The organism is Ornithinimicrobium tianjinense (genome assembly GCF_014636495.1).
Lineage (GTDB): Bacteria > Actinomycetota > Actinomycetes > Actinomycetales > Dermatophilaceae > Ornithinicoccus > Ornithinicoccus tianjinensis.
Map to the genome: position 1 here is coordinate 309,163 of NZ_BMEM01000003.1, position 26,924 is coordinate 336,086.

Annotated in this window: 24 protein-coding genes; 11 read left to right on the plus strand and 13 right to left on the minus strand. The window is 72.0% G+C overall.

The window, feature by feature from the left end; translation table 11 throughout:
- Positions 1 to 19 precede the first annotated feature (19 nt).
- Positions 20 to 415, plus strand: a complete 396-nt coding sequence (locus IEV65_RS11225) for an FBP domain-containing protein (protein ID WP_229735195.1) — start codon at positions 20 to 22, stop codon at positions 413 to 415.
- A 256-nt stretch (positions 416 to 671) separates the two neighbouring features.
- On the opposite strand, the gene IEV65_RS11230 is transcribed toward IEV65_RS11225, so the two are convergent.
- From IEV65_RS11230 to IEV65_RS11260, 7 genes are all read right to left on the minus strand, one after another.
- Positions 672 to 1,088, minus strand: coding sequence for a YchJ family protein (locus IEV65_RS11230; protein WP_188430813.1), 417 nt, complete (start codon positions 1,086 to 1,088; stop codon positions 672 to 674).
- Between the two features lie 42 nt (positions 1,089 to 1,130).
- Entirely contained in the window at positions 1,131 to 2,078 is a 948-nt protein-coding gene (gene arr / locus IEV65_RS15925; RefSeq protein ID WP_188430815.1) for an NAD(+)--rifampin ADP-ribosyltransferase, read from the minus strand.
- A gap of 17 nt (positions 2,079 to 2,095) precedes the next feature.
- On the minus strand, positions 2,096 to 2,773 hold the full coding sequence (locus IEV65_RS11240; protein WP_229735197.1) for a DNA alkylation repair protein: 678 nt from the start codon (positions 2,771 to 2,773) through the stop codon (positions 2,096 to 2,098).
- 9 nt (positions 2,774 to 2,782) lie between these two features.
- On the minus strand, positions 2,783 to 5,053 hold the full coding sequence (locus IEV65_RS11245) for a CHAT domain-containing protein (RefSeq protein ID WP_188430817.1): 2,271 nt from the start codon (positions 5,051 to 5,053) through the stop codon (positions 2,783 to 2,785).
- 190 nt (positions 5,054 to 5,243) lie between these two features.
- Positions 5,244 to 6,119 carry a helix-turn-helix domain-containing protein gene (locus IEV65_RS11250; protein WP_188430818.1) on the minus strand — a complete coding sequence of 292 codons (876 nt, stop codon included), beginning with the start codon at positions 6,117 to 6,119 and terminating at the stop codon, positions 5,244 to 5,246.
- A 151-nt stretch (positions 6,120 to 6,270) separates the two neighbouring features.
- Positions 6,271 to 7,257 carry an SPFH domain-containing protein gene (locus IEV65_RS11255; RefSeq protein ID WP_229735199.1) on the minus strand — a complete coding sequence of 329 codons (987 nt, stop codon included), beginning with the start codon at positions 7,255 to 7,257 and terminating at the stop codon, positions 6,271 to 6,273.
- On the minus strand, positions 7,254 to 7,475 hold the full coding sequence (locus tag IEV65_RS11260; protein ID WP_188430820.1) for a hypothetical protein: 222 nt from the start codon (positions 7,473 to 7,475) through the stop codon (positions 7,254 to 7,256). Before IEV65_RS11260 ends, IEV65_RS11255 begins: the two co-directional genes overlap by 4 nt.
- A 176-nt stretch (positions 7,476 to 7,651) precedes the next feature.
- Here IEV65_RS11260 and IEV65_RS11265 point away from each other — a divergent pair, with 176 nt between their 5' ends.
- From IEV65_RS11265 to IEV65_RS11275, 3 genes are read left to right on the plus strand one after another with little or no spacing between them, the layout of a single operon-like run.
- Positions 7,652 to 10,057, plus strand: a complete 2,406-nt coding sequence (locus IEV65_RS11265; RefSeq protein WP_188430822.1) for a CHAT domain-containing protein — start codon at positions 7,652 to 7,654, stop codon at positions 10,055 to 10,057.
- A 33-nt stretch (positions 10,058 to 10,090) separates the two neighbouring features.
- The gene (locus IEV65_RS11270) at positions 10,091 to 11,578 is read left to right on the plus strand and encodes an esterase/lipase family protein (protein ID WP_188430824.1); all 1,488 of its coding nucleotides are present in this window, start codon (positions 10,091 to 10,093) and stop codon (positions 11,576 to 11,578) included.
- A 42-nt stretch (positions 11,579 to 11,620) separates the two neighbouring features.
- Positions 11,621 to 13,177, plus strand: a complete 1,557-nt coding sequence (locus IEV65_RS11275; RefSeq protein ID WP_229735201.1) for an NCS2 family permease — start codon at positions 11,621 to 11,623, stop codon at positions 13,175 to 13,177.
- 386 nt (positions 13,178 to 13,563) lie between these two features.
- On the opposite strand, the gene IEV65_RS11280 is transcribed toward IEV65_RS11275, so the two are convergent.
- From IEV65_RS11280 to IEV65_RS11290, 3 genes are read right to left on the minus strand one after another with little or no spacing between them, the layout of a single operon-like run.
- Entirely contained in the window at positions 13,564 to 14,061 is a 498-nt protein-coding gene (locus tag IEV65_RS11280) for a hypothetical protein (RefSeq protein ID WP_188430826.1), read from the minus strand.
- Positions 14,062 to 14,099: 38 nt separating this feature from the next.
- A complete protein-coding gene (locus IEV65_RS11285) occupies positions 14,100 to 15,857 on the minus strand; it encodes an NAD-binding protein (protein WP_188430828.1) in 1,758 nt (585 codons plus the stop codon).
- 37 nt (positions 15,858 to 15,894) lie between these two features.
- Complete coding sequence (locus IEV65_RS11290; protein ID WP_188430830.1) at positions 15,895 to 16,281, minus strand: DUF6394 family protein; 387 nt, start codon at positions 16,279 to 16,281, stop codon at positions 15,895 to 15,897.
- Between the two features lie 54 nt (positions 16,282 to 16,335).
- Between IEV65_RS11290 and IEV65_RS11295 the strand changes: the two genes are divergently transcribed.
- The 5 genes from IEV65_RS11295 to IEV65_RS11315 all read left to right on the plus strand — a co-directional run bounded on the left by IEV65_RS11295 (position 16,336) and on the right by IEV65_RS11315 (position 22,518).
- Positions 16,336 to 16,863, plus strand: a complete 528-nt coding sequence (locus IEV65_RS11295) for a SprT-like domain-containing protein (RefSeq protein WP_188430832.1) — start codon at positions 16,336 to 16,338, stop codon at positions 16,861 to 16,863.
- A gap of 116 nt (positions 16,864 to 16,979) precedes the next feature.
- Positions 16,980 to 18,356 carry an ABC transporter substrate-binding protein gene (locus tag IEV65_RS11300; protein WP_308642574.1) on the plus strand — a complete coding sequence of 459 codons (1,377 nt, stop codon included), beginning with the start codon at positions 16,980 to 16,982 and terminating at the stop codon, positions 18,354 to 18,356.
- Positions 18,353 to 19,552 (plus strand): carbohydrate ABC transporter permease, encoded by a 1,200-nt coding sequence (locus tag IEV65_RS11305; protein WP_188430834.1) that lies wholly within the window; start codon positions 18,353 to 18,355, stop codon positions 19,550 to 19,552. Before IEV65_RS11300 ends, IEV65_RS11305 begins: the two co-directional genes overlap by 4 nt.
- Positions 19,549 to 20,457 (plus strand): carbohydrate ABC transporter permease, encoded by a 909-nt coding sequence (locus IEV65_RS11310; RefSeq protein WP_188430836.1) that lies wholly within the window; start codon positions 19,549 to 19,551, stop codon positions 20,455 to 20,457. Before IEV65_RS11305 ends, IEV65_RS11310 begins: the two co-directional genes overlap by 4 nt.
- Positions 20,458 to 20,502: 45 nt before the next feature.
- On the plus strand, positions 20,503 to 22,518 hold the full coding sequence (locus tag IEV65_RS11315; protein WP_229735203.1) for an alpha-amylase family protein: 2,016 nt from the start codon (positions 20,503 to 20,505) through the stop codon (positions 22,516 to 22,518).
- A gap of 220 nt (positions 22,519 to 22,738) precedes the next feature.
- On the opposite strand, the gene IEV65_RS15730 is transcribed toward IEV65_RS11315, so the two are convergent.
- The 3 genes from IEV65_RS15730 to IEV65_RS15735 form a co-directional block, all read right to left on the minus strand.
- Positions 22,739 to 23,419: a hypothetical protein gene (locus tag IEV65_RS15730; RefSeq protein WP_229735205.1), complete on the minus strand. Its 681-nt coding sequence runs from the start codon at positions 23,417 to 23,419 to the stop codon at positions 22,739 to 22,741.
- Positions 23,420 to 23,521: 102 nt separating this feature from the next.
- Positions 23,522 to 24,277 carry a class F sortase gene (locus IEV65_RS11325; RefSeq protein ID WP_188430838.1) on the minus strand — a complete coding sequence of 252 codons (756 nt, stop codon included), beginning with the start codon at positions 24,275 to 24,277 and terminating at the stop codon, positions 23,522 to 23,524.
- A 9-nt stretch (positions 24,278 to 24,286) separates the two neighbouring features.
- Positions 24,287 to 24,916: a hypothetical protein gene (locus IEV65_RS15735; protein ID WP_229735207.1), complete on the minus strand. Its 630-nt coding sequence runs from the start codon at positions 24,914 to 24,916 to the stop codon at positions 24,287 to 24,289.
- Between the two features lie 182 nt (positions 24,917 to 25,098).
- On the opposite strand from IEV65_RS15735, the gene IEV65_RS11335 reads away from it, so the two are divergent.
- Together IEV65_RS11335 and IEV65_RS11340 are read left to right on the plus strand one after the other, a co-directional pair.
- Entirely contained in the window at positions 25,099 to 26,607 is a 1,509-nt protein-coding gene (locus tag IEV65_RS11335; protein ID WP_188430839.1) for a UDP-N-acetylmuramoyl-L-alanyl-D-glutamate--2,6-diaminopimelate ligase, read from the plus strand.
- A 138-nt stretch (positions 26,608 to 26,745) separates the two neighbouring features.
- Positions 26,746 to 26,901 carry a hypothetical protein gene (locus IEV65_RS11340; RefSeq protein WP_188430840.1) on the plus strand — a complete coding sequence of 52 codons (156 nt, stop codon included), beginning with the start codon at positions 26,746 to 26,748 and terminating at the stop codon, positions 26,899 to 26,901.
- The last annotated feature ends 23 nt before the right edge of the window (positions 26,902 to 26,924 follow it).

Here is a 26,924-nt window from a genome sequence, read left to right on the forward strand (position 1 = left end):
CCGATGAGTTGAGTCAAAGGTGCAGCCCCTCACCGAGCAGCAGATCCGCAGGTCCTTCGTCAACGCCTCCAAGGGCGAGGCCACGCGTGCGTCCATACCCGATCTCGACACGATCGACTGGGATGCACTGGACTACCTGGGCTGGACCGACGCCAAGCGTCCCGGACTGTCGCATGTCGTCCTGCACCTGGACGATGCCGTTCGCGGCATCTTCCTGCGAGCCGCCGGCAGCGGTGGTCAGATGAGCCGTCAGGCGATCTGTGTCTGGTGCGAGGACATCAAGGCCACCGACAACGTGCGCATGGTCATCGCGCCGTTGGCAGGTCAGGCCGGCCGGCGAGGGGGCACCATCGGCACTCTCGCCTGCGCCGACTTCGCCTGCTCGGCCAACGCCCGACGCGCACCCACGAGGTAGGAGATCGGGCACCAGGCGACGTCCGAGGAGAGAGTTCTGGACCGCCCTGCGTGTCGAGGGGTTGCGAGAGCGGATCGCACGGTTCGTCTACCGGGTCATGCGGGGAGCTGAGGAGTAGGCCGCGGGACGCAGTCGGGCACGGACGAGCTGGGGCGCACCCCACCCACTGCCCGGTGACTGACACGCGCGCTACGGATCTGCGTCGTGTGGAGATCGGTGCAGAGCGTCCCGGTGCGGACGCCGAGGCGGCCGGGCGTCAGCTGGCCCCGGTCTCCTCCGTGCCGTCCACGTAGACCCAGCGGCCGGCGCGGCGAGCGAACCGGCTGCGCTCGTGCAGGACGCCGTGCCTGCGGCCGACGTGGTAGCGGGCACGGAACACGACCTCGCCCTCCTGGTCGCCCGGTCCGCCGGCGCGCCTGTCCAGCACCTCAAGCCCGTCCCAGGCGAGTCCTTCGTCCGTGCTGACGTCTGCGGGACGGGTGCGAGGGTGCCAGGTGCGCACCAGGTGGTCATCGTCACGGAGCACGTAGGCCGTGTACCGCGAGCGCATCAGCTCCTCCGCGGTCTCGGCGGCCCTCTCCTGACGGAGCAGCGGCCCGCAGCACACGGCATACCCGTGCCCGCTGCCGCACGGGCACGGTGCATCGACGACCTGTCCCAGGGCTCCGACCATGCACCGATCACACCACGAGACGCGCGCCCGCCCCGCCCGCGGTCAGTCCATGGCCTCGATCCCGAGCTCGGCCAGCTCGGCGGAGCGCTCGCGGAGGTGCCGCACCACCTCGGCGGGCGCCGGCGCGAAGCCGACGACCTCCTCGACGACGCGCAGCGGCTCGGTCGTGCGGTAGGAGCGGGTCGGGTTGCCGGGGAAGCGCTTGTCCGTGACGTTGGGGTCGTCCTCGATCCGGCCCAGCGGCTCCACACGGTAGACGCGCGGCGGCCCGTCGCCGCGCGCGAGCTCCGCGGCCAGCGGCGCGCCGTTCTCCGACGCGGTCAGGTAGATGTGGTTGGCCCTGCGGCGCGAGCCGTAGTTGGAGCTGAAGCCGGGCGTCAGCAGGTCGCCGGGCCGGACGTCCGCCCGCGTGCCGTGGAAGAACGGTCCCGGGTCGTCCACCACCCTCGGCACCGGCGGGGGGTCGCGCAGCAGGCTGTCGAGCCGGGCCATGAGCACCGCGACGCGGTCCGTGCCCCGCGGTGGGCGGGGGTAGCGGCTCAGCACGTCCAGCACCTCCGGCGGCATCCGCCTCGCCGCGCCGTCGACCATGTAGTCGGCGACGACCGCGTCACCACCCGTCGCCAGCTCGGCCGCGCGCGCCGCGTGAGCACCGGCACCGAGGATGTGGCCCACCTGGGTCGGCCTGGCCAGGGGATGGAGGTATGCCGAGGCGCTGGCGTGCGCGGCGGCGCTCGCGGCATACCGGGCCGCCTCGGTCGGGGCCTCGGCCGCTGCGCGGTGCGCCTCGGTGGCTGCCTCGCGCTGCAGCCGGGACCGGGACGCCCCGTCGGCGAAGGTCCGCGCCGCCGCGAGGGCAGCCGCGGGCCGGTCGTCGTCGGGGCAGGCCCGACGGAAGATGCCCTGGACCGGCTCGGCGCAGGCGACGGCATACCGCGCCACCGCGCGCAGCTCCTCGGTGGTGAGCGGGACCTCGGGGGCGGCGTCCATCTCAGGAGTCTGGCGCCTCACGCCTTGCGGCGCACCATCTCCGCGATCCACGTCGGCGCGTAGGGGGACGTGCACCCCGGCGGCGTCGGGTAGTCCTTGAGCACGCCGAGCCGTTCGCCGATCGCGACCGCACGCTCCCGGTGCTGCGGGTGCTCGATGCCGATCTGGGCGAGGCAGGTGTTCATCGCCCACTGCAGCCGGTCGGGGGCGGTGCGCATCTGGCCCTCGATCGTGTCCAGCAGGTCCGGCAGGTCCAGCCCGTCCGGCTTCCGGACGACGCGGTCGCTCGTCAGGGCCCAGCCGGCGCTCGCGACCACGGGGTCCGGGTCGTCGATCCAGGCGGTCCGCAGCGCCTCCGCGTGCCGGCTCTTCTTCACGACGTAGCCGACCAGCCAGTCGTGCACCTTCGGCGTGCGCGCGTCACGGAGCATCGTGTCGAGGTCGTCCTGCGAGTATGCCGAGGGCCGGCTCACCAGGATCGCCAGCAGGCGGGCCGCGGTGTTGCCGGTCGCCCAGAGGTCGCGCGCCAGGTCCGGCTGCGTCCCGAGCCGCTTGGCCACCGCCCGCAGAGCCCCGAGGTTGACCCCGTGGTCGTCGCCGTGCCGCTCGTTGACGGCGCGGACCCTCGGGTCCTCGAGGGCTGCCAGCTCGGCGAGCAGGTCGAGCAGCGTCGACGGAGGGGTCGGGGTGGTCACCGTCCCAATCTAGGGCTGGAGGGTGAGCCGCCCCCACAGGTGGCGATACTTCACGTCGTTGAGCGCCCTCGCCGGGTTGTTCGACCACATCCCGTTGAGCGCGCCGGGTTCGGTGGTGAAGGCCTGCGCGTCGCTCACGTTGAGGTTCATCGCGAAGGTCGCGCCAGCGGCGGGTGCCGCATCGACGTGAAGCGCGCTCCACGGCACCGAGGCCTCGACGGTGTAGGTCTTGCCGGCGAAGTCGGTGACCACGACGGCCGTGCCGCCCCCCAGGCCGGCCGATCCCGTCCCGATGCCGCCGGCCACCGCAGGGTTGATGGCGGTCAGCTGGCTCCCGTCCGCCGTCCACCCGATGATGACGTGCACGTCCGCCGGGTCCAGCGTCTCGGTGCTGACCTCGTCGCGCGCGGGCCCGAACTCGAAGTGCACGCTGTCGCCCCGCCACGCCCCGGTGCCCGAGGCAGCCTGTGACGGGACCGGGTCGTAGACGTGGGCCCACAGGTAGAGGTTGTCGTCGTCCCAGCCCAGTCGCCAGGACGTCTGCAGGTCCCGTGCCTCCACCGGTCCCCCTTCGGGGGCGACGAGGGTGGCTGTGTCGTAGATGCTTCCGACGGGCCACTCGCCGGCGTCACCGTCCAGGACGACGCCCTCGACGCGGTAGGCGTCCATCCAGACCGCGGGCTGGGCGGGAATCATGACCGCAGGCTGTCGCGTGGGGCCCGAGGCGGTCGGCTCGGTGACGGGCGGCTGGGACGTGTCCTCCGACGTCTGAGGCGTGGTGCCCTCGTCGGTGGGCGAGGGGGTGGGCTCGGAGGACGCCTCGCCGCCGCTGGAGGTCGGGCCGGCGCCGGGCGGGGTCGTCCGCGTCCCGTCGTCCTCTCCGCTGAGCAGGGCCCAGGACACGGCCCCGACGACCCCTGCGGCGGCGAGTCCGCCGATGGTGAGCAGAGCCCCGCGCCGGCGCGGCGGCGGCTCCTCGTGGTGGAGCTCCAGCGCGCGCGTGTCCAGAAGGCGGGGCGGAGCGTCAGGCTGGGGCTGGGGCTGGGGCTCGGGCTCGGGCTCGGGCGCGGCCTCTGCAGGCACGGACTCCTTGTGCTCTGCCGGCTCGGGCTCGGGCACGACCTCTTCGGGCACGGCCACGGCAGGCACGGGCTCCGCCGGCGTCTCCACCTCGATGTTCTGGAAGACGAGCCCGTCAGGCGACTCCATGAAGACGGTCGGGGTGGCCCACTCCGATCCGTACGTCGCGAACAGGGCCTTGCGGGCATAGGTCACCGCCTGGTCCACGGGGTACTCGTCCGCGATGGCCCCGTAGAACTCCTCGGTGAAGGTCATCGCCGCCTTGTCCGTGATGGGGAACTGCATCGCCACGACGGCACCCGCGCTGCGCTGGATCAGGCCCTGCGCCATCCCGGCGAACGGGTCCTGCGCGTCGCCCGAGGCGGTCCGGCACGCGTTGAGGACGATGAGCCGCAGTGGGTCGTGATCGTTGACGTACGGCCCCAGGACCGCTGCGGTGACCGGCACGCTGCGGCCGTACCTGTCGCAGAAGTAGAGGACGCCGTCCTCCCGCGCCTCGTCGAAGTCCCCGTGCCCGATGAAGTGGAGGACGTGCGCAGTGTGCGTGCGCAGCCAGGTGCCGAGCGAGGCCAGGGTCGGCTCGCCGAGCCGGTGGAGCACGACGGTGCCCGCCTCGACCCTCTCCTTCAGCGCCGCCTGGGCCCGGGCCCACTCCGCCTCGACGTCCAGCTCCTGCAGGTCGGTGGGGGCGGAGATGATCACGAGCACGTGGAGCGCCCCGCCGACCGCGAGGGGACGCAGGGTCTGCGGCACGTCGAGGTAGCGCACGACCGGCGTGCGCTCGGACTGGGCCAGGTAGGTGTTGTTCTCCTTGTTGAACAGGAGCTCCCACGGCAGTCCCGCGATCTGCGGGGCACCGGCGAGGGCGAGCCGCAGCCGCAGCCCCTTGCCCTGCGCACCGACGACGTCCCGGCTCCGGGACCAGGCCTGCGCGACCTCCCCGGTGAAGATCGCGTCGAAGAGGGCGGTGCCGAGCTCTCGGCCGGCCGTGACCCGAGCGTCGCCCGGGCCACGACGCACGGTCGCGCGGCCGGGGTCGAGCTTGAGCAGGAGGTTCTCCAGCTGCGTGTCACCGAACGGCAGGGTGAACCGCTGCTCGGCCGAGGCCCCGGCGGGGGAGGCGACCACCCGGGCGCGGTAGGGCCGCCCGGGGACCGCCTCGATGAGGAGGTCGAAGTTGTCGTACGTCCGCGCGGTCATCTCGTGCTCCTTCCGCCCGGCTGCTGCCGTCCTGACACCGGATCAGAGGACGTGGCAGAACACCTGATACATGGTCTACCCAAAGCCGTGCTTCTGGTGGAAAATGGCCGCACGCAGGTCCGGGGCCCGCGGCCGGGGAGCGCCGGTGGACGAGCAGGCGCTCGCCTTTCCCGTCGGTGGGCCGAGTCGGTCAGCGGCCCAGCGTCGTCGCCATACCGACGACGACGGCCGTGAGCCAGCATGCCTGAGACAGGAGGCTGGACAGGACGACCTTGCGGCGCGCGCCGGGGGCCAGGCTGCGCAGCCCGTCGGACGTGGTGCCCGCGAGGTGGTGACGCAGTTGCGCCGTCGCCACGCCGTTGAGCGCCAGGACGAGGACGCAGACCAGCTTGAGCCAGGGCAGCGGGCGGCCAAGGTCTGGCGCGAGGAGGCCGCCGGTGACGAAGAGGACGGTGAGCCCGGCCCAGATGAGCGGGGAGAGCGCGTGGCTGAGCCGGATCGACTCCTCGATCTGGCGCTGGCGCCGCTCCCACAGCAGCCCGTGCCAGTCGAGCGCCATGACAGAGCCGAAGGAGACCGTCATGGCGAGCAGGTGCAGCGTCACGAGGACGGGGCGGAGCGGCTCGGGGTCCGGCGCGACCCAGGCGAGGAGGAGGCACAGCAGCCAGCCCGCGACGACGAGGGCGTAGCGTCGGGTCATCGACAGGCTCTCGCCCCAACGGCTGATGGCGTCCCGCGGCGCGGATGCCAGGACGTGCAGCCGTTGGAGCGCGGCCGCCTGCTCGTCGCTCGGCTCTGGCTCTGGCTCTGGCTCTGGGTCGGGCTCTGGCTCGGCGTCGGGCGGATGCTCGGTCTCCTCGACGACCACCGGCTGGACGTCCGCGTCGGTCGGTGCGGACGCCTTCGGCTCGGCCGCCGTCATGGTCGGAGGGACCGTGGCTGCTTTGACCCAACGGCGCACCGTGCTCGGGTGCACGCCGACGTCGGCCGCCACGCGGGTGGCTGGCTCGCCCCCTCGCACGCGGATGACGGCCGCATCGCGGCGGTCGGCGGAGGACGTGCTCACGGGCGAGTCCGACCTGGGTCTGGGCGTATGCCCGCCTGGTCACCTCGAGTCATCATGAGGCTCATTCGAGTGGCTGACGCCACATGCGCGAAACCCGGCCCCAGAGTCACCGGTCGCCCGCCTGCGCGCGCCGTCCGCCGGCTGCCCGGCCCTACGGCGAGGAGCTGGGCGCGCCGGGCCAGACCACCGTCGGCTGGTAAGGGTTGCCACCCTGGTCGATCAACTGGGCGCGGAGGTAGTCCTCGACCGAGGGGTAGCCCTCGATCTCGGCCTGCTGCTGCAGCGCTCGCTGCTTGGCGACCTTGGTCTCGGACTCCGCGACCGCCAGGTCGGCGTCTGCGGCCTCGCGCTTGGCGTTGGCCTCGGCGACCGCGGTCTGCTCCCGGGCGATGGCCGCCTTGAGCTCGTCGTTGACCGGGTCCGGCTTGCCGACCGTGACCTGGATGTTGGTGAAGTACTCGCCACCGGTCCGGTCCTGGATGCGCTTGGGCAGCTCGGCGGCCAGGGTCTTCTCGAACTCGGCGCGGATGGTCTCGTCGTTCCAGATCTCCTGCCAGGGGTACTTCTGGGCCAGGCGGACCAGCGTCACCTCGGTGGGCTGGCCGACGGCGTAGTTGAGCAGGCTGGTCCACCCGTCGGACGGCTGGCGTTCGCTGTCCATCCACGCGGAGTACTTCGTGCCCATGTTGCGGTGGAAGTCCATGAGCGCGTCGCAGTCCTGGGTGAGGTCCATCGTCACCACCACGGGGACCGTCAGCTCCGCAGGGGCCGAGGCGTTGGACACCACGACGTAGGGCGTGCGCTCGGCCCCCTCGCCGCCGGTGGCGTCCCAGCTGATCTGGCGGGCGGGGTACCAGAAGACGTCGTTGGTGAACTGGTTCTGCGTCGTCTCCGGCGCGATGCACCCCATCAGGTTGGGGTCGGTCGGGATGAGGATGTAGCCGTTCTGCACCACCCCGACCTCGCCGGACTGCGCCGACTGGAAGGCGGTGGCGGCGGAGCCCAGGCCGACGACGGCCAGGAGGCCGGCGACCATCCCGGCGATGATCAGACCCCACCGCAGCCGACGGCGCTGAGGGGCGGTGCGGCCTTCGGTGGAGGCGGTGGTCTCGGCGGCGGCGTCTCGGCGGAGGATCATGCCTCGTCCTCTCGGGTATGGCGTGGCTCGCCCTCGTCGTCGCGCGGACGGGGGAGCGGCGGCTGCGGGGTGTCGATGCGGGGCAGGTCGTCCGGCGGTGCGGGGCGGACCGGGGGACTGTGGCGGGAGCCTGCCATCCGCCCGGCCGAGAAGACCAGCCACAGAACACCGGCCACGATCAGCATCGTGACCACGGTCAGGACGACCACCCGGAGCATCGACTCACCTTCCCCCTGCGGACCAGGGCCCAGCTGCCCTGCACCCCCACGTGTGCCGCAGTCTAGAGGGTGCGCCGTGCGTGGAAAAAGCGGGAGGCCGGGGGCGGTCTACCCAAAGCTGTGCTTCTGGTGGAAAACTGGGCTTACGCAGGTCCCGACACCAGGCAGGGGTCGCCATGGGTGCAGCAGTCGACGGATGGATGGCGCTGGCCGACGCCGTGGCCGCCTCGCCGGACCGATCGACCGCCGACCGGGTGGCCGCCGTGGCCCCCGGGATGGGTCTGACGGGAGAGGAGCGGGCCGCCCTCGAGCTGGCCGTGGTGGGCCGGCAGGACCCCGGCGGGGCCTGGCTCCGGCACGTCCTGGCCACGGCGCCGTCACGCCCGGAGAGGCCGGACCGCTCCCGGCCCTTCACCGACGCGGAGATGGACGAGGCGATGGCCACCGCCTCCCGGCTCGCCGACGACCCGGGGATGCTCGAGGCGCCCGACGGCTGGGAGCACCTGTCCCGGCTCGAGGCGTTGCCCGCGCCGACCGCGGCCCAGCTCCTGGAGGGGCTCGTGACCCGTGGCGGGCACGACGGGCTCGTGGCGGCCACCCGCGTGGCGGAGCGAGTCCCGACCGGCCGGGTCGGCGTCGACGAGCTCCTGGCGACCGCACCGTCGATGCCCCGCGAGGACCTCCTCGGGCTGGCGGTCCTGCTGGGCCGCGTGCCGCCGGAGCGCTACCTCCCGGCCCTCGCGCGGGCGCTCGCCGACCGCCCGGACCCGATCCTCGCCGAGCTCCTGCAGCTGATGGTCGAGCAGCGGGAGACCTACGCCACGGCCGGTGCGGAGCCTCCTCCTGCCGCGGCGCCGGCGCCGCCTCCTCCTGCCGCGGCCCCGGCCCCACCGTCCGAGCCGGTCTACCGCAGCGGTCCCCGGTCAGCCGGCCCCGAGGCGCCGGCAGCGACGCCGGAGGCGACGCGCACCGCATACCCCCGCCTGGACCTGACCACCGGCACGGCGCGGCCGGACGTGGTCGTCGTCGACACCCCGTTCACCGTCACCGTGGGGCTGGCTCCGCGCAAGAGCGCCGGGCTGGTGTCGACCGGCCGGTTCGACCTCGGCGAGGACCCGATCGACATCGTGCTGACCTACGACCCCGGCTCGCTGCGCCTGGAGGGCGGGGAGCGGCACACGCTCACCGTCACCGCCGACGATCCCTACCCGACCGTCGACGTGACCGTGACCGCGCTCTACCTCGAGGACGCACCAGCGCACCGGCGGATCGGCGTGCACTACCTGCGCGGCTCGCAGGTGGTCGCGGTGGCGTGGCGGCGCTTCGTGGCGGTCGACGAGGCGTCGCTCGTGGCCGCCGTACCGGCGCCGCCGGCCGACGAGGCCGAGCTGCTCGACCTCGGCCCGGTGCTCACCGAGGAGGCGCCCGATCTCGTCCTCGCGGTATGCCGTGCCGACACCGGCTCCGGGGACCGCTGGGTCTGGTCGACGTATGCCGCGGACCCGACGCTGCCCGTCACCGACGCGCCGGACGTGGCGACGCTGGACGGCGAGGTGGCGGAGTTCGCGACGGCGACGCGGCGTGCCGTGCAGTTCTCGACCAACGCCTACTCCGACTTCCTCACGCTCGCCGGCCGCGCCGAGCGCATCGGGGCCTCCGTCCCGGCGGCCGTCCATCAGGCCGTCACCGCCCTGCTGACCCGGTCGGCCGCGGACCCGGCCGCCACGGCACCGACCGTGCTCCTCCTCACCGAGGAGCTGCAGATCCCCTGGGAGCTGGCCGCCCTCGACCCGCCGCCGCGGACGCCGTGGGGCGGGACGTCGCCGTTCCTCGGCGCGCACGTCGCGATCAGCCGCTGGCCGCTGACCGACCGCGTCCCGCGGCCGTCCCCGCGCACCACCGTGGACGTGACGTCGGCCGCCGTGGTCACCGCCGACTACAGCGGGATCGCCGGGTGGGGGCGTCTGGAGGCCGCGCTCGCCGAGGCCGACGAGGTGGGGCAGCTCTTCGCCCCGCCGGCGACCAGGGTCGAGCCCGCGCTCACCGCCGTCATCGACCTCATGCGGGGCACGCCGCAGGCCGACATCGTCCACGTCGCCCTGCACGGGCAGTTCGACAACCAGGGGGAGCAGGAGGGCATCGTGCTCCTCGACCGGGGCGTCGACGGGGTGGCCCGGGCGCAGTTCCTCACGCCCGTGCAGCTGGAGACCGGCACCCTGGCGTCCGGGCCGTTCGTCTTCCTCAACGCCTGCCAGGTCGGCGCCGACGAACGCGTCCTCGGCGGCTACGGCGGGTTCGCCTCCACGCTGCTGCGGATCGGGGCGAGCGGTGTGGTCGCCCCGCTGTGGAACATCGACGACGTCGTCGCCTCCGAGGTCGCCCGGGCCGTGTATGCCGCCGCGCTCGGCCCGCCCTCGGCCGGTGACGGGGACAGCCTGGTCACGGTCGCCGAGGCGGTCCGGGCGCAGCGGGCCCGCTACCAGGAGGACGCCGTCCGCTCGAGCACCCCCGGCGTCATCGCGACGCTGGTCGCCTTCCAGGTCTTCGGCCACCCCCGCCTGCGCCTGCGCAGGGCGGGCTGACACGCCATACCCACCACGCGACGAGGAGTCGACATGCCCGAGCAGCTCCGCCCCGAGGGGATCCAGGTCCACGTCGGCGACGTCGTGATCACCACGCCCGGACTGTCCGGCACCGTGGAGGTGCACCCGCCCGGCAGCCCGGGCATGCGCGCCGCCGAGGACACCACGCCGGTGCTCGCCGAGGCGCTGGTCGACGCCGGGCTCGTCGAGCAGCTGACCGTCGAGATCAGCCAGCAGAGCGAGCTCGACGGGCGGGGCGGCACGCGCGCGGGTGGCGACGGCGACCGGGTCACGGTGGAGGTGCCCGGGCCCGGCGAGGGCAACGGCCAGGTGCTCCTGTATGCCGCGGAGGACGGCTCCCTCACGTGGCACTACCCGGACTCCGTCGCGCCCGAGCAGGTGGCCACCCGGGGCGGGGAGCGCCGGACCTACTCCATCCCGCGGGCTGTCGTGGCGCCGGAGTCCGCCGAGGGGACCTCGCGCGGGCTGCTCGGCGCCCTGGGGTCCAAGCTGCTCAAGGTGCTGGTCTTCCCGCTGGTGGAGCCGGCGCTGGGGAAGGCGGCGAACCACTTCGCGGCCCGGTGGGAGGCGAAGAGGCGGCCGGGGCTGGTGCGGTGGTACACCCCCGAGACGCGGCTCGTCCCGTCCTCCGAGGCGACGCCGCTGACGCGGGAGGAGTGGGGCCGGCTGGGGCAGGGGCCGGTGCTGATGCTCGTGCACGGGACCTTCTCCACGGCCCGGGGCGGCTTCGGGGCGCTGCCGGAGCCCGTGCTCGGCGAGCTGCACCAGCGTTACGGCGGGCGGGTCGTCGCCTGGGAGCACCCGTCGATCTCGCTCACGCCCCGCGCCAACGTGGAGTGGCTGGCCGGCCAGCTGACCAGCGTCGAGGCCCCCGACCTCACCCTGGACGTCGTCACCCACTCACGCGGGGGCCTCGTTGGCCGGGCGCTCGCCGAGCGCGGCGAGGAGCTGGGGATCGACGGCCGGGCGAGCGTGCGGACCCTCGTCATGGTCGCCCCGCCCAACGCCGGCACCGCGCTCGCCGACGTGAAGAACGTCCGGCACCTGCTCGACCGCGTCACCAACCTGGTGCAGTTCATCCCCGCGGCCGCGGGCGGGGACGTCCTCGGGCCGGTGCTGGAGGTCGTCAAGCAGGTCGCGGTCGGCGCCTTCTCCGGGCTCGAGGGCATCATGGCGATGGACCCCGGCGGCACCGACCTCGCGGACTTCAACACCGGAAAGGCGACGGGCACGGCATACCGGGTCATCAGTGCGGAGTATGAGCCGCCGCACGGCAGCTCGCTCGGCCGGATCGCCCGCGACGCCGGGACGGACCTGGTCTTCGGCGCCCTCGCGAACGACCTCGTGGTGCCCACCGGGGGAGCGTGGGACCTGCCGCAGACACCCGGGTTCCCGGTCGAGGAACGCCTCGTGCTGGACAAGGCGCTCGGGGTGGACCACTCGACGTTCTTCGGGCGCGAGGACGTCACCGCGAGGTTGCTGGACTGGCTGCCCGGCTAGTGCCAGTGTTCTCCCTGACCAGACACGACGTCGAGGAGAACCATGTCCACGCATGACCCGAGCGAGGGTGGCGACGGCCGCTCCGTCGCGGACCCGCACACCGCCACCCCCGAGCAGCTGGACACGGGGACCCACGACACCGCGCGGGCCGAGCTGGCCGCGCAGCAGGCCCACCACCGCGCCGGGATGATCCACGAGCCGGGGCCGGCGGGCGGCGGCGCGGCAGTGGCGACCGAGCCGCGCAACGCGATGGACCGGTTCTTCGGGATCAGCTCCTCGGGGTCCAGCGTGCCCATCGAGCTGCGGGCGGGGCTGACCACCTTCCTGACGATGAGCTACATCATCTTCGTCAACCCCAGCGTGCTGGGCGCCGCGATCGACGTCGGCCCGACCACCTTCGTCCAGCTGCTGTCGGTGACCTGCATCGCGGCGATGGCGGGCTCGCTGTTCATGGGTCTCATCGCGCGCTACCCGTTCGCGCAGGCGCCCGGCATGGGCCTGAACGCCTTCTTCGCGTTCACCGTCGTGCTGGGGATGGGCGTGGAGTGGCAGACGGCGCTGGGCGCGGTCTTCATCTCCGGCGTGCTCTTCGTCGTGCTGAGCGTCGTGGGTGCGCGGAAGGCGATCGTCCAGGCCATCCCGATGAGCCTCAAGCTCGCGATCACCGCCGGCATCGGCTGCTTCCTGGCCCTGCTCGGCCTGCGCAGCGCGGGCATCGTGGTCGCCAACGAGGCGACCCTGGTCGGGCTGGGCGACCTGTCCGCACCGACCGCCTGGATCGCCGTCTTCGGCCTCATCGTCACCGCCGTGCTGCTCCAGCTCAAGGTCAAGGGCGCCATCCTGTGGGGCATCCTCGGCTCGTCGCTGCTGGCCATCGTCACCCGCGCCGAGGTGTATGCCGGTGGTGCCGACGGCGCGCTCCAGGCCTTCCCCGGCTTCACGGACGGCATCGTCGGTGCCCCGGTCTGGCCCGGCGACCTGGTCGGTCAGCTCGACATCATGGGGGCGCTCGGGCTGGGGCTGCTCAGCGTCGTGTTCACCTTCTTCTTCGTCGACTTCTTCGACGCGACCGGCACCCTGACCGGCCTGTCCCAGCGCGCCGGCTACCTCGACGACAAGGGCGACATGCCGCGCGCCAAGACGGTCTTCTCGATGGACGGCCTGGCGGCGATGTTCGGTGCGTTCATGGGCACGTCGACCACCACGGCCTACGTCGAGAGCGCGTCCGGCATCGAGGAGGGAGGCCGCACCGGCCTCACCGCCACCGTCGTCGGTCTGTTCTTCGGTCTGTCGCTGTTCATCTGGCCGCTCGCCGGTGCCGTGCCGGGTGCGGCCACCGCCCCGGCACTCATCCTCATCGGGGCGCTCATGATGGACGGCATCCGCCACGTCGACTGGGACCAGGCCTCCGAGGGCGTGCCCGCGTTCCTGACCATCATCACGATGCCGCTGACCTTCTCGATCGCCAACGGCGTCTCGATGGGCATCATCGGCTACTGCGCGATCAAGCTTCTCTCCGGCCGCGCGAAGGACGTCAGCTGGCCCCTCTACATCGTCGCCGCCCTCCTGCTCGCGCGCTACGTCTTCCTCGACGAGTAAAGAGCCACCCCCTCCCACCGGGCGTGTGGAGTGGTTGCTCCTGGCCCGACCGAACGCGCAAGGTGGTTGGCGGGGAGACTTCGGGTATGGCGTTCGCGTTCGGTCTGGGCAGGACGCCGCACAGGCGCATCTCCACGATGAGCCGGATCACTTGACGCGTCTGGCGGTGGAGGCGACCACTGGACGCGCTCGCTGGGTCTTGGGGACGCCGTCGGCAGACGGCACGGCGCAATCTCCGTGACCCGCGACTGCCCCGGTGACCCGAGCCCCGCACCCGCTACGGATCTGCATCCCCACAGGAGGCACATCCGTAGTCAGTGCCGCCAGCCTTATTGCCCCAGTCGCACGGCAAGGGCCAACCACATGGCGCGTTCGGTGGCGCGTCGTCAGGGGCGGCGGGCGCGGAGGTTCAGGAGGTGGCCGACGACGCGTGGGATCCAGCCGGTCTCGCGACGCATCCAGCGGACCGCGACCAGGTTGCCCGGGACGACGACGAAGTCACCGGACGCGAGACCGAGGTCGGTGCCGAAGACGTCCGTGACCACCTGCCAGGACAGGTCGGTCCGGCGCGCGAGGTGCTCGCCGATCCCGATGGAGTACCGCTCCACGATCGCGTCGTGGTCGGTGCCGCCGCTGCTGACCCACCCGGTCAGCGCCCGGTCGAAGCCTGCGCTGATGGACGCCAGGTCGTCGACGTCCACCCCGTCGGCCTCGAGGGCCGCGAGGCCGGCCGCGATCCGGTCGCGCTCCTCCTGCCCGAGGCGGCGTGCCTCCGGCTTGAGCGGCAGGTCGCCCACCGCGGTCCCGCCGGGGTTGGGCAGGGTTCTGACGCGCGGCTCGTCCGCCGCGTGACCACGGTCGCGAAAACGGTCGAGCAGACCCATCCGGCCAGGGTAGCCCCGGGTCGGCGCGGCTCGCCTCCTCAGGACCTACCCTGTCGGCGCCGGCGAGCGGCCGTCCGCCACCGCTGCACCTGGCGGAAGATCCAGGCGGTCGCGACCTCCCGACCGGTCGCGACATACTCCACCGCGGAGTCGTGGAAGAGCGTCGCGCGCACGACGAGGAGGTCCTGCTCCCGACCGAGGAGCAGCAGGCTGTCGCCCTCGCGCAGCGGGAGGTCGAGGTCGGGAGTGAAGATGCGTCGACCGTCTCGGACCAGCACCGCGGCATAGGCCGCCAGCCGGGTGTCGCGGTCGTCCGGGTCGCGCAGGATGTCACCCACGGTCAGCTCCTGCGAGCGCATCCACCGGACCGCCGCCGGGGCCTGGTGGAACTCGAGGTCCACCCGGCTGCTCGAGGGCGTCTCGTCGCCGACCACGGACACGATCTCCTGCATGACCCGCTCGTCCCAGTCGTCGTCCTCGTGCAGCACGTGGTCGATGAAGGACCAGTAGTTGGGCGAGGTGATCCGCGCCACCGCTTCGCGCGCGAGCAGCTCGGTCGGCACGAAGACGGAGTCGGCGTCGAAGGCGCGCAGCGGTGCCTCGTTGACGGCGGAGTTCTGCCGGACCGCGATGAAGAGCTGGTCGTTCTCGATGCGGGCGTGGGCCGCCATGGCCATGTTGGTGATGTCCGACTCGGCGCCGGCGATGAAGCCGACCGCCTCGCTGACGTCCGGCCGCCCGTCGCGCGGGTCGACCAGCACGACGTCCAGGCCGGCGCTCTCCAGGTCACGGGTGACCTCGAGACCGAAGTCGCCGTCGGCGCACACCACCCAGTGGCCCTCGGCGAGGTGCTCCAGCCGGTGCGGCAGCTCGGTCCCCCGAGGGCTCATCAGCCACGACGCCAGCCGGAAGCCGGCGGGGCGACGCAGCGCCATGACGAGGTACGCGCCATACCGGTCGAAGGGGTTGATGATGACGTCCGCGGCGAAGTCGTGCATCTGCTGGGCGTGCTCCCGGTCGCTGGAGCGCGCGATGACCATCAGCTCGGGCCGCAGCAGGTTGACGCTCATCACGATCGACAGGTTGGTCTCGTCGCTGTCGGTGAGCGCGAGCACCGCCTCGCAGTAGTCGTGGCCGAGCCCGGCCATCCCGAGGATCCGCGGGTCGCGTCCGCTCGCGGCGAAGCCGGCGATGTCGCTGGTGTACCCGTCCAGCGCCAGCTGCTCGATCCGGGAGGGGTCGCTGTCGAGCACGACGAACTCGCGCCCCTGGTCCTCCAGCGCACGGCAGACGGCCTCGCCCGCCTGGCCGTAGCCGACCACCAGCACGAACGGCGCCTGGATGTGGCGCACCCGGCGGCTGAACCGCTGCAGCGCGATGGCGTCCCGGAAGGTCTTCTCCTGCGCGATCGCGAGCAGCACGGCGAGGGAGTAGCTCCACGCGACCACGCTGGCGTAGATCGTCAGCGTCACCCAGAGGCGCTGCGCGTAGGAGTAGGCGTGCGGGACCTCGCCGTAGCCGATGGTCAGGCCGGTGTAGCTGATGACGTAGAAGCTGTCGAAGACGCTGAGCGGCTCCGGGTTCTCCTCGGTGCCGGGCATGAGCGAGAGCCCGAAGGTCATCAGCGCGAAGACGCTCACCACGACGACCAGCGGCGTGCGGATGCGGCGCAGCACCAGGAAGACCGCGTCCGTGGTGGGCGGCTCCGCCGGGACGTCCACCCGGACGCGCCGCAGGCTGTCGGGCCGGGTCAGCGCGGGTCGTCCCCGTTGCAGCAGCTGGAGGAGGTTGACCATGAGGTATGCCGTGGACGTGCCGGATAGGCGGTCGCGGTCAGCGGCGCCGGTAGGAGACGGTCTCCACGACGAGCAGGATGACCGAGACGATGTTGGCCAGCAGCGCGCCGGCGGCGATGGAGACCACGCTGGCCATGTGCGTCGGGGTGAGGCCGGCCGGGTCGACGTGCGACGCCCAGATCCAGACCAGCGCGGCGATGATGAGCTGGATGCTGGCCACGAGGCTGGTCGCCAGGTGCACGGCGCCGATCTGCGTGCGGTCCCCGAACTTGAGGATCGTCGCGATGATGTTGACGGCGACGGCGGCGTAGAGCTCGTAGACGTTGTGCAGCTGGACGTCGTCGATCTCGCCGATGACGTAGCCGAAGTTCAGCGTCGCCGCCAGCAGGACGAAGAAGCCGAAGACGACCTTCTCTAGGTTCACACGCACGACCATAACGCCGAGGACGTGTCGGAGGTCCCTTCTAGGATCGTGGTCGTGGACCTGGGTGCGGCCCTGCGACTGGCGCGGGATCTGATGGACGAGCACGGGCTGTCCGGCTGGGACCTGGCGCTGGACCGGGCCAAGGTGCGGGCGGGCGCGTGCCACTTCCGCGAGCGCCGGATCACGCTGAGCCGCCACCTCACCGCCGCGCACGCTCCCGAGCAGGTGCGCGAGACGGTGCTGCACGAGGTCGCGCACGCGCTCGTCGGGCCGCGCCACGGCCATGACGAGGTATGGCGTGCCCGTGCCCGCGCGATCGGCGCGACCGGGGACCGGTGCTACTCCGCGGACCTGCCGTCGGTGCCTGGGCGGTGGCAGGGTCGGTGCGCCGCCGGCCACGAGGTGCAGCGGCACCGGCGCCCGACCACCGTGCTGCTGTGCACCCGGTGCCGCGGGGTGGCGACGCTGGACCGCGTGATCGAGTGGCGCCTGGACGGCATACCGGTGCCCGAGCGGGCGCTCGGACCGAAGGTCCGGACCCTGATGGCGCACCTGCGCGCCCGGACCGAGACGCAATCGTGATGAAGAAAAACCTGCGCGGCGATGTGATCTGGATTACGTTCGTGTCCTGATGTGTGCCGGGTCCCTCGCCCCTCCTCGCCCGAGGACGGTGGCGCCGGCCGAGGAAGGAGCCAGCGGTGGCGAACTCACGGTGGCGGCGTCTCGGAGCGCCGACGATGGCTGTGGCGGCGGCGATCACCCTGACCGGATGCCTGCAGAACCCCGACTCGGGTAGTGGAGGAGGCTTCGCCTCCGACGCCGAGCCCGAGGAGGGCGACGGCGCCGTGACGGTGATGGGAGCCTTCGGTGGCGCGGAGGAGGCAGCCTTCCTCGAGTCGATCAAGGCGTTCGAGGACGAGTCGGGCATCGACGTGCAGTACACCCCCGACCAGGACTTCACGACCAACATCCTGATCAAGGTCAACTCCGGGGACGCGCCGGACATCGGCCTCTTCCCGCAACCGGGTGGCGTGCTGCAGATGGCCGAGGCGGGCGAGGTCGTCCCGATCGACCAGTACCTCGACTACGAGACCCTCGACTCGACCCTCGTCCCGGGCTTCCTCGAGGCCGCCCGCTACGAGGGCCGGGTCTACGCCGCGCCCATGCGCATGGCCGTCAAGTCGATCGTCTGGTACCCGAAGGCGGCCTACGAGGAGGGCGGCTGGAACAAGGAGCCGGCCAACCTCGACGAGCTGAGCGAGCTGGCCGACCAGATCAAGGCCGACACGGGCAAGGCACCGTGGTGCATCGGCTGGGAGTCGGCCCAGGCCACCGGCTGGGTGGGCACCGACTGGATCGAGGAGTACATGCTCCGCCTCCACGGGCCCGACGTCTACGACGACTGGGTGGCCCACCGCATCCCCTTCAACGACGAGCGGGTCGTCCAGGCCTTCGAGGCCTACGGCGAGCTGGCCAACAAGGAGGGCAACGTCCTCGGCGGCGCGACCGGCATCCTGTCCACCCCGTTCGCCGAGGCCATGACGCCCGCCTTCCAGGAGGACCCCGACTGCTACCTCATGCGGCAGGGCAACTTCGCCACCGGCTTCTTCCCCGAGGACGTGCAGAGCAACCTCGACGAGGAGGTCGGGCTGTTCGTCTTCCCGCCGGCGGCCGACGGCTTCAAGGGTCAGCCGATCCTCGGTGGTGGCGACCTCGCGACCGCGTTCAGCTACGACACCGACACGATCGAGTTCATGAAGTTCCTGACCTCGGACAAGTTCGGCGGCGAGTGGGCCGCGGCCGGCGGCTGGCTGAGCCCCCACAAGACCTTCGACGCGAGCCAGTACCCCGACGAGACGACGCGGCAGATCGCCGAGATGGCCACGACCGCCGACGTCTTCCGGTTCGACGCCTCCGACCTCATGCCCAAGGAGGTCGGCTCGGACTCCTTCTGGAAGGGCATGGTGTCCTTCCAGAGCGGTGACCAGACGGCCCAGGAGGCGGCCGACGCCATCGAGAAGTCCTGGCCGCAGACGGACGGTGACACGGCGACGGAGACGGGTTCAGGGCGATGACGTCCTCGCACTCCCAACCGCCGCTGAGCGACGACACCACCGTCATCGAGGCCGATCCCCGGGCCGACGACGCCCCGCCCACGGCGGCGGTGCCCAACGACCAGGGCCTGCAGCCCGTCAAGCTGCTCATCGGTGTCCTCGGCGTGGCGCTGACCATCTGGGCGATGGGCAACCTCTTCCTCGCGTTCGCCTACTACCCGGAGTGGTTCTTCAACTCCAAGATCCTCATGGGGATCCTGGGTCTCGTGGTGGGCGTCGGCGGTGCCGCCGTCCTGTTCTGGTTCATCAACGTCGCGGTCGAGGCCCTGCCCCGGCGGCTGGAGCACGGGCTCATCCCCTACGCCTTCCTGCTGCCCGGGTTCACCCTCATCGCGGTGACCCTGCTCTACCCGACGATCCAGAGCATCAACTACTCCTTCGCCAACGCCGACAGCACCGAGTACATCGCCCTGGACAACTACGTCCAGCTCTTCGGCGAGCGCGCCTTCTGGGACGCCGTCATCAACAACGTGCTGTGGATCGCGATCGTCCCGGCCATCACCGTCGCCCTCGGCGTCGTCGTGGCCGTGCTCGCCGACAAGCTGTCGGCCAGCAGCGAGAAGTGGGCCAAGAGCTTCATCTTTCTGCCGATGGCGATCAGCTTCGTGGCGGCGTCCGCGATCTGGCTGACGACGGTCTACGCCTACCAGGCGCCCGGTCGTCCCCAGACCGGGGCGCTCAACGCCATACTCCAGCAGCTCGGGGGCACCCCGCAGAACTGGCTGGCGATCGACACGGCCCGTCTCAACAGCATCCTGCTGATGGTCATCCTGGTCTGGCTGCAGACCGGCTTCGCGATGGTGCTGCTGAGCTCGGCGATCAAGGGCGTGCCGGAGGACACCATCGAGGCCGCGCGGATCGACGGCGCGACCGAGCTGCAGATCTTCTGGAAGGTGGTCATCCCGCAGATCAAGGGCACGATCATCACGGTCTTCATCACGGTGCTGATCCTGGTCATGAAGGTCTTCGACATCGTCTACGTGCTGACCAACGGCCGCGACAACACCGACGTCATCGCCAACAAGTTCTTCAACGAGATGTTCGCCCGTGGCCAGGCCGGCCGGGCCACCGCGATCGTGACGATCCTGCTCGTCGCCGTGATCCCGATCCTGGTCTACCAGATCAAGCAGTTCCGTGAGCAGGAGGCCATGCGATGAGCGCCACGACGACCCACGACGTCGCCACCACCCCCACCGCCGAGCGGGTGCGCGGCTCGGGCCGCCTCAAGGACGGTCGCCAGCGCAGCCCCTTCTCGATGGTGGTCATGCTCCTGCTGGCGGTGCTGTGGAGCCTGCCGACCCTCGGGCTGCTCATCACCAGCCTGCGCACCCGCGAGGCGGCCGCGACGAGCGGCTGGTGGGCGGCTCCCTGGGAGGGCGGGTGGACCCTGTCCAACTACTCCCGGGTCTTCGAGCAGGCGGACCTGGGCAACGCCTTCCTCAACGGGATCCTCGTCGCCGTGCCGGCGACGGTCATCCCCATCATGTTCGCGGCGTTCGCGGCCTACGCCTTTACGTTCATGGACTTCAAGGGCAAGGACTTCCTGTTCATCATCATCGTCGCGGTGATGGTGATCCCGATCCAGGTGGCCTTCCAGCCGCTCCTGGACCTGCTCGGTCCCCGCGGCCTGGGCATCTCCGGGCAGTACCTCGCGGTCTGGCTGCTGCACACCGGGTTCGGTATGCCGTTGTGCATCTACACGCTGCGCAACTACATGGCCTCGCTGCCCTACAGCGTGGTGGAGTCGGCGCGCATCGACGGGTGCTCCAACTTCCAGATCTTCTGGAAGCTCATCGCCCCCATGGCGATGCCGGCGATGGCGGCGTTCGCGACCCTGCAGTTCCTCTGGGTCTGGAACGACCTGCTCATCGCCAAGCTGTTCCTGTCCAACGACAACACCACGGTCATCGTCAAGCTGCAGCAGCTGCTGGGCACCCAGGGTCAGGGCGCCGAGCTGCTGACCGCCGGGGCGTTCATCTCGATGGTGCTCCCGATGATCGTCTTCTTCGCGCTCCAGAACTTCCTGGTCCGCGGGATGACGTCGGGTGCGGTCAAGGGCTGACACCGGCGTCCGGGCAGGCCTGAGCGGGTGTGGTGGGATGACTCCGTGAGCATCCCGACCTCGCGATCGCTTCCCTGGCCGGCCGCCCTGCCCGCGTCCTCGCGGCAGCGGGTCGAGGCCACCCTCGACCCGCTGCCCGAGCACCGGCGGACCACCTTCGCCCTGCGGGTGGCGCGCTGGTGGGACGACCTGCTCGAGGGCCTGGCGCCCTACCCGCACCCCGCAGAGGTGGGGGCGCGCGTCGTCGAGCTGGCGGCCGCGGCATACCTCGCGCGCGACGAGGACCTGCACCTGCTGGACGAGCGCCGCTCGCTGGAGCCGGACTGGTTCCAGCGCCCCGAGATGGTCGGGTATGCCGCATACGCCGACCGGCTCGCCCCGCCCGGCACCGGCCTGGCCGGCATCGCCCAACGGGCCGAGCACCTGCGCGAGCTGGGGGTGCGCTACCTGCACCTCATGCCGCTCCTGCGGCCGCGCCCGGCTCCCAACGACGGCGGCTACGCCGTGGCCGACTACCGGCAGGTCCGCGAGGACCTCGGCACGATGGAGGAGCTGCGCGAGCTGGCGCGGACGCTGCGCGGGCAGGGGGTCAGCCTGTGCCTCGACCTGGTGCTCAACCACGTCGCCCGGGAGCACCCCTGGGCCGCTGCGGCGCGGGCCGGCGACGAGCGCTACCTCCGCTACTTCCACGTCTATCCCGACCGCACCGTGCCCGACCGCTACGAGCGCACGCTCCTGGAGGTCTTCCCCGACTTCGCGCCCGGCAACTTCACCTGGGACGAGGAGCTGGACGGGTGGGTGTGGACGACCTTCAACAGCTATCAGTGGGACCTCGCGTGGCACAACCCCGACGTCTTCTGCGAGATGGTCGACGTCATCCTCTTCCTGGCCAACCACGGCGTCGAGGTGCTCCGGCTGGACGCGATCGCCTTCCTCTGGAAGCGCATGGGCACCCAGTGCCAGAACGAGCCGGAGGTCCACCAGCTCACCCAGGCGCTGCGCGCCGCCGCCCGGATGGTCGCGCCTGCGCTCATCTTCAAGGCCGAGGCGATCGTCGGGCCGAACGAGGTGGTGCACTACCTCGGCCAGGGGCGCCACCACGGCAAGGTGTCCGACCTCGCCTACCACAACAGCCTCATGGTGCAGATCTGGTCGATGCTCGCCAGCCGGGACTCACGCCTGGCCACGCACGCACTCGGGCGCTTCCCGGCCGTGCCGTCGACGACCGCCTGGATCACCTACCTGCGCTGCCACGACGACATCGGCTGGGCGATCGACGACGCCGACGCGCGCGCGGTGATGATCGAGGGCTGGCGGCACCGTCAGTTCCTCTCCGAGTACTACTCCGGCGAGTTCGCCGGCTCCTCGGCCGAGGGGCTGGTCTTCCAGGCCAACCCGGCCACCGGCGACGCGCGGATCTCCGGGAGCGCGGCGAGCCTGGCCGGGCTCGGTGCGGCGCTGCACCAGCTGGCTGCGGTCGAGCAGGCGGGCGACCGGGAGCAGCGGCGGGTGGCGGCCATGGCGGTCGACCAGGCGGTGGCGCGGGTGCTGCTGGGCTACGCCGTCATCTACGGCTGGGGCGGCATCCCGGTCCTCTGGTCCGGCGACGAGGTCGCCGCCCTCAACGACGAGCGGTGGGCCGAGGTGCCCGAGCACGCCGACGACAACCGGTGGGCCCACCGGCCGCGCCTGGACTGGGCCGCGGTCCTCGAGGCGCGCGAGGACCCCTCCTCCGCGACGGGCCGCGTGTATGCCGGTCTCCGCCAGCTGGCGCGCGTGCGGGCCGAGCTGCCCCACCTGCACGCCAGCGCGGCCGCCGAGACGGTCGCCAGCCCGGACCCCGGGGTCTTCGCGGTCGTCCGCCGCCACCCGGTCGGCCCGATGCTCCAGCTCTACAACGTCACCGAGCAGCCGCGCACGGTCCCCGGGTGGTGGGTGAGCGAGCTCGGGCTGCCTGCGGAGCAGTCGGTCGACGCCCTCAACGGCTACCCGCCCAACCTCACCGACGACGGGTCGGTCTACCTCTCGACCTACCAGCCGGTCTGGCTCGTCCGTCCCTGACGCTCATCACGCGGACTCACGACACCCTCCTCGCCAGCCGCACTGGCGTGCCGGGGCCACTCGGGTGAGTGGGTTGTGCCCGCCGTCTGGGGGTATGGCGTGCGCGTGCCACTCAGGTGAGTGGGTTGTGCCCGCCCTCACCCCTTGACGCGAACGTCCGTGTGGACTCCTGGCCCTCATGGGGCCAGAAGTCCACACGGACGTGGCGGTCAACCTGGGTTCAGCTGCGAGCGGCCGCGCGGCGACGAGCGCCCGCCACGACCACGGCGGCCCCGGCCAGGGCCATGGCCGCGAGGCCGGTGACGACGTACGGGTCCGGGCCCTGGACCGGACGGTCGGTCTGGACGACCGGGCCGATCGGGGTGCCTGCGTCGTCGCCCTCGCCACCCGGCGTCGTGGGCTCCTCGTCGACGGGCTCCTCGTCGACCGGCTCCTCGTCGACCGGCTCCTCGTCGACCGGTGCGTCGTCAGGGACGAGGCCGTCGCAGAGGATAAGGTGCGAGATCTCCTTGCCGGACTCGTGGGCCAGGGACTCGCCCGGCTCCACGAACAGCGCGAGAGCGTTCTCCTCCTCGACCGACGCGGCCGCGCCGGCCTTGAGCACGACGGCCAGCCACGGGTCGTCGGTGGTGAAGACCCACTCCAGGACGCCGTCGCCGTCCATGTCCACGTTCTCGTACGTACCGAACTCGGTGTAGGCGGTGGCCGGCTCGACCTTGAAGCACTCGACCTCGGTCAGCCCGAGCTCGCCGAAGTCGCCCTCCGGGTCCATCAGCAGATCGGCCCAGAACTGCGGGTCGTTGGTGTCGGACGCGATGGTCTGGGCGGCGGCGGTGCCGGCGCCGGCGAGCATCATCAGGCCGGCAGCGAGCGCTGCGGCGCCACGACGGAACGTGGTCATGAATCCCTTTCACGAGGAGCTGGCGCCGCGCGGGAGTCCCCTGGAGGCCGCGCGGGGCAGTGAGATCTCCCGGCGCCGTCGCCGGGAGTCGCGCGTAACGTATCAGCCCTCGGCGATGACGACGTAGTTCGCGGCGGTGTGGCCGTCGGGCTGGAAACCCTGGGTGTCGTCGCAGGTGATGATGGCCAGGCGCGGGTGGTCGGGGTGGTCTCCCCAGACCGTCAGCGAGCGGGCGAGCTGGTCCTTGTCGACCGGGACCGCCTGGGTCACGGTGAAGGACCTCGACGTCCCGTCGTCGTACCCCACCTCGACGACGTCCCCGGGGCCTACGGCCGTGAGGTTGACGAAGGCGTCGGGCTGGCCTTCCCAGGTCACGTGCGCGGCGATGACTGCCGTGCCGACCTGGCCGGGAGAGACCCGGTTGCTGCCCGTGAACCAGATGACCTCGTTGCGGCCCGGGTTGATGGTCCCGTCAGGAGCCAGGCCCTGAGGGACCAGCGGCGCGTCGACCCCGCCCGCGGTGATGCGGATCCACGCTGGGGCGCCCTGCGCCTGGCCTGCGTTGCCTGACGGGGACGGGGACGGGGACGCGGTCGGCGTCGGTGACGGTTCGGCGGAGCGCGAGGCCGTCGTGGCCGATGGCGACGCCGACGCCGACGGGGTGGGCTCGGCCGTCTCGACACTCAGCTCCACGGTGGGGCTGGTCGACGCCGCAGCGTCGTCGTCGGACCCGCCGCCGGACTGGAGGACCAGGGCCAGCACGGCGACGGCTGCCACCAGCAGGCCGCCGATGATCAGGACGAGCGGGGGGACCGCGCCACGTCCGGCGCGGTCCCCCTCGGGACGGTTCAGCGTCATCCCTGGAGCTCAGCCCTCCTGGCCGCGACGACGCAGGCCGTAACCTGCGACGGCCAACCCGGTGGCCGCCAGAGCGGCGAGCGGCAGTGCGGGGTTCACGCCCTTGGCCGGGACGTCGGTCTGCACGATCGGCCCGATCGGGGTCCCGGCGTCGTCGTCCTCGTCGCCGGGCGTGCCGGGCTCCTCGGGGGTGCCGGGCTCCTCGGGCTCCTCGGGGGTGCCGGGCTCCTCGGGCTCCTCAGGAGTGCCGGGCTCCTCCGGCTCCTCCGGCTCCTCCGGGGTGGTGGGCTCCTCGCCGTTGCACGCGATGACGTGGGAGATGTCCTTGCCGCTCACGTGCTCGAGCACGTCGCCAGCGGCGACGTCCCAGTGCAGGTCGTTGGAGGTCTCGGTGGCCTGGTCGGAGCCGGCCTTGAGCACGACGAGGTCGTAGTCGACATCCGCGGTCCAGGTCGCGTCCTCGTAGTCGTCCGCGACCTTGCTGCACTCGACCTCGGTGTAGCCCTGCGACTCCAGGTAGGCCTCCCAGTACTCCGGGTGGTTGGCCTCCGACGGGTTGGCGCTGGCGCTGCCGGCACCCCCGAGCACCACGACACCGGCGGCCAGCGCGGCCGCGCCACGGCTGAGCGTCCTCTTCATCTGTTTCCCCTTCTCGACAACTCGCCAGACGGACCCCTCGTCGGCGCCGACCCACGACTCTCGCGAGCCACAGGCGAATCTATCAGCGGCCGCACGTGACCGCGCGCGGGAGCGAGCCGGGTGGGGACAAGGACCACCCTGCGCCCGGCGACTCGGTGGGTACGCCTCGGTAGGCTGCGGTCATGAACCTCGCTGACCTCGTCGAGGCCCTCGACGCCGAGCTTGTCGACACCGCGGAGCACCCCAGCGGTGTGGTGGTCACCGGGGTGAGCCACCAGGCGGCCTGGATCCGACCGGGGGACGTCTTCGTCGCGATCCGGGGGGCGCGCTTCGACGGGCACGGTTTCATCGACGAGGCGATCGAGCGTGGTGCCGTGGCCGTGGTCGGCGAGGGCCTGCCGGGACGCACCACGTGCAACGTCCCCTACCTCAAGGTGCCCAGCGCCCGCGCCGCCCTGGCCGACGCCGCGACCGCGGTCATGGGCCGTCCCAGCGACCGGATGACCGTGCTCGGCGTCACCGGCACCGACGGCAAGACGACGACCAGCTGCCTGGCCCTGCACCTGCTGCGCAGCGCGGGGAGGAGCACCGGGCTGCTCAGCACCATCGGCTACCAGCTGCCCGACGGCCAGCTGCGCCAGCCGCCCTCGCACTTCACCACCCCTGAGGCGCCGCAGGTGCAGCAGATCCTGCGCGACATGCTCACGCACGGTGCCGAGGCGGCGGTCGTCGAGAGCTCCAGCCACGCCCTCGCGCTCGACCGCGTCCGCGGCGTGAGCTACGACGTCGGGATCTGGACCAACCTCACCGGCGAGCACCTCGACTTCCACGGCACCATGGAGCAGTACTTCGCCGACAAGGCCAAGCTGGTCCAGCGCGCCGGGCACAGCGTCCTCAACGCCGACGACGCGCCGTGGTTCGAGAAGCTGGTCCCGCTGGCGACCGAGGGAGGGCGCGCGTTCACGTCATACTCAGCGGAGGGGCGCGAGGCCGACTGGCGCGCGAGCGAGGTCGAGGAGCTGCCCGAGGGCCTGAGGTTCACCGTGGACAGTCCGCTCGGCCGGGCGCAGGTCCGCCTGCCGATGGTGGGCCGGTTCAACGTCGCCAACGCGCTGGCGGCGATGGCGGGCGTCGCGGCGACGGGCGTGGGTCTGGAGGAGCTGGTGACCGCCCTGGCGACCTTCCCGGGCGTGGCCGGCCGGATGGAGATCCTCGACCGTGAGCCGGGCGACCCCCGGGTCATCGTCGACTTCGCGCACACCGCACCGAGCCTCGACAAGGCCCTCGCCACCGTCCGCGTCACCACCGAGGGGCAGCTGTGGGTCGTCATCGGCTCCGCCGGAGGTCCCCGTGACCCCTCCAAGCGCGCACCCCTGGGTGACGTCGCGACCAGGCTGGCTGACCACGCGGTCTTCACCGAGGAGGACCACCGCACCACGCCCCTCCAGGACATCCTCGACGAGATGGAGCGCGGCGCGCGGCAGTCCGGCCGCGACAACTTCGTCTCCATCGGCGACCGCACCGAGGCCATCCGGTATGCCGTGCGCGAGGCCGGCCCCGACGACACCGTGGTGCTCGCCGGCAAGGGGCCGGAGGAGACGATGGAGCGCGGCAGCGAGCTCGTCCCGTGGGACGAGATCGAGGAGGCCCGCGAGGCGCTGCGGCTGCGGCGGGCCGGCGTCCTGAGGTAGGCGAGGAGGGCGGCATACCCCGGTCTGAGGTAGGGGTGACCGCAGAGATAGGGCACCCGTCCGATGTGGACGCCCACCTCAGACGACGACTCTCGAAGGGTCGGACCCGATCCGCGGGTCCACGTCGAGAGGACAGTCATGAACATCACCGTCGTGCCGACCTTCCTCCGGGCCGAGACCGACTACCGCCGCCAGCAGCTCACCCGCGACTGGCAGCACGGCTCGCGCGAGCACCGGAGCACCACCGCGCGTCGCCGCGCACAGTCGCGCCAGGTCATCGCCCCCATCCGATGACCGGCGGGAGCGTGCCTTCGTCG

Bases quoted from the DNA above. Each gene is read 5' to 3' on its own strand.
- IEV65_RS11310 (WP_188430836.1), top strand. From the start codon at position 19,549: ATGAGCGCCACGACGACCCACGACGTCGCCACCACCCCCACCGCCGAG.
- IEV65_RS11245 (WP_188430817.1), bottom strand. From the start codon at position 5,053: ATGACCGCGCGGACGTACGACAACTTCGACCTCCTCATCGAGGCGGTC.
- IEV65_RS15730 (WP_229735205.1), bottom strand. From the start codon at position 23,419: ATGACCACGTTCCGTCGTGGCGCCGCAGCGCTCGCTGCCGGCCTGATG.
- IEV65_RS11335 (WP_188430839.1), top strand. From the start codon at position 25,099: ATGAACCTCGCTGACCTCGTCGAGGCCCTCGACGCCGAGCTTGTCGAC.
- IEV65_RS11325 (WP_188430838.1), bottom strand. From the start codon at position 24,277: ATGACGCTGAACCGTCCCGAGGGGGACCGCGCCGGACGTGGCGCGGTC.
- arr (WP_188430815.1), bottom strand. From the start codon at position 2,078: ATGGACGCCGCCCCCGAGGTCCCGCTCACCACCGAGGAGCTGCGCGCG.
- IEV65_RS15735 (WP_229735207.1), bottom strand. From the start codon at position 24,916: ATGAAGAGGACGCTCAGCCGTGGCGCGGCCGCGCTGGCCGCCGGTGTC.
- IEV65_RS11260 (WP_188430820.1), bottom strand. From the start codon at position 7,475: ATGCTCCGGGTGGTCGTCCTGACCGTGGTCACGATGCTGATCGTGGCC.
- IEV65_RS11255 (WP_229735199.1), bottom strand. From the start codon at position 7,257: ATGATCCTCCGCCGAGACGCCGCCGCCGAGACCACCGCCTCCACCGAA.
- IEV65_RS11305 (WP_188430834.1), top strand. From the start codon at position 18,353: ATGACGTCCTCGCACTCCCAACCGCCGCTGAGCGACGACACCACCGTC.
- IEV65_RS11275 (WP_229735201.1), top strand. From the start codon at position 11,621: ATGTCCACGCATGACCCGAGCGAGGGTGGCGACGGCCGCTCCGTCGCG.
- IEV65_RS11340 (WP_188430840.1), top strand. From the start codon at position 26,746: ATGAACATCACCGTCGTGCCGACCTTCCTCCGGGCCGAGACCGACTAC.
- IEV65_RS11285 (WP_188430828.1), bottom strand. From the start codon at position 15,857: ATGGTCAACCTCCTCCAGCTGCTGCAACGGGGACGACCCGCGCTGACC.
- IEV65_RS11280 (WP_188430826.1), bottom strand. From the start codon at position 14,061: ATGGGTCTGCTCGACCGTTTTCGCGACCGTGGTCACGCGGCGGACGAG.
- IEV65_RS11270 (WP_188430824.1), top strand. From the start codon at position 10,091: ATGCCCGAGCAGCTCCGCCCCGAGGGGATCCAGGTCCACGTCGGCGAC.
- IEV65_RS11230 (WP_188430813.1), bottom strand. From the start codon at position 1,088: ATGGTCGGAGCCCTGGGACAGGTCGTCGATGCACCGTGCCCGTGCGGC.
- IEV65_RS11265 (WP_188430822.1), top strand. From the start codon at position 7,652: ATGGGTGCAGCAGTCGACGGATGGATGGCGCTGGCCGACGCCGTGGCC.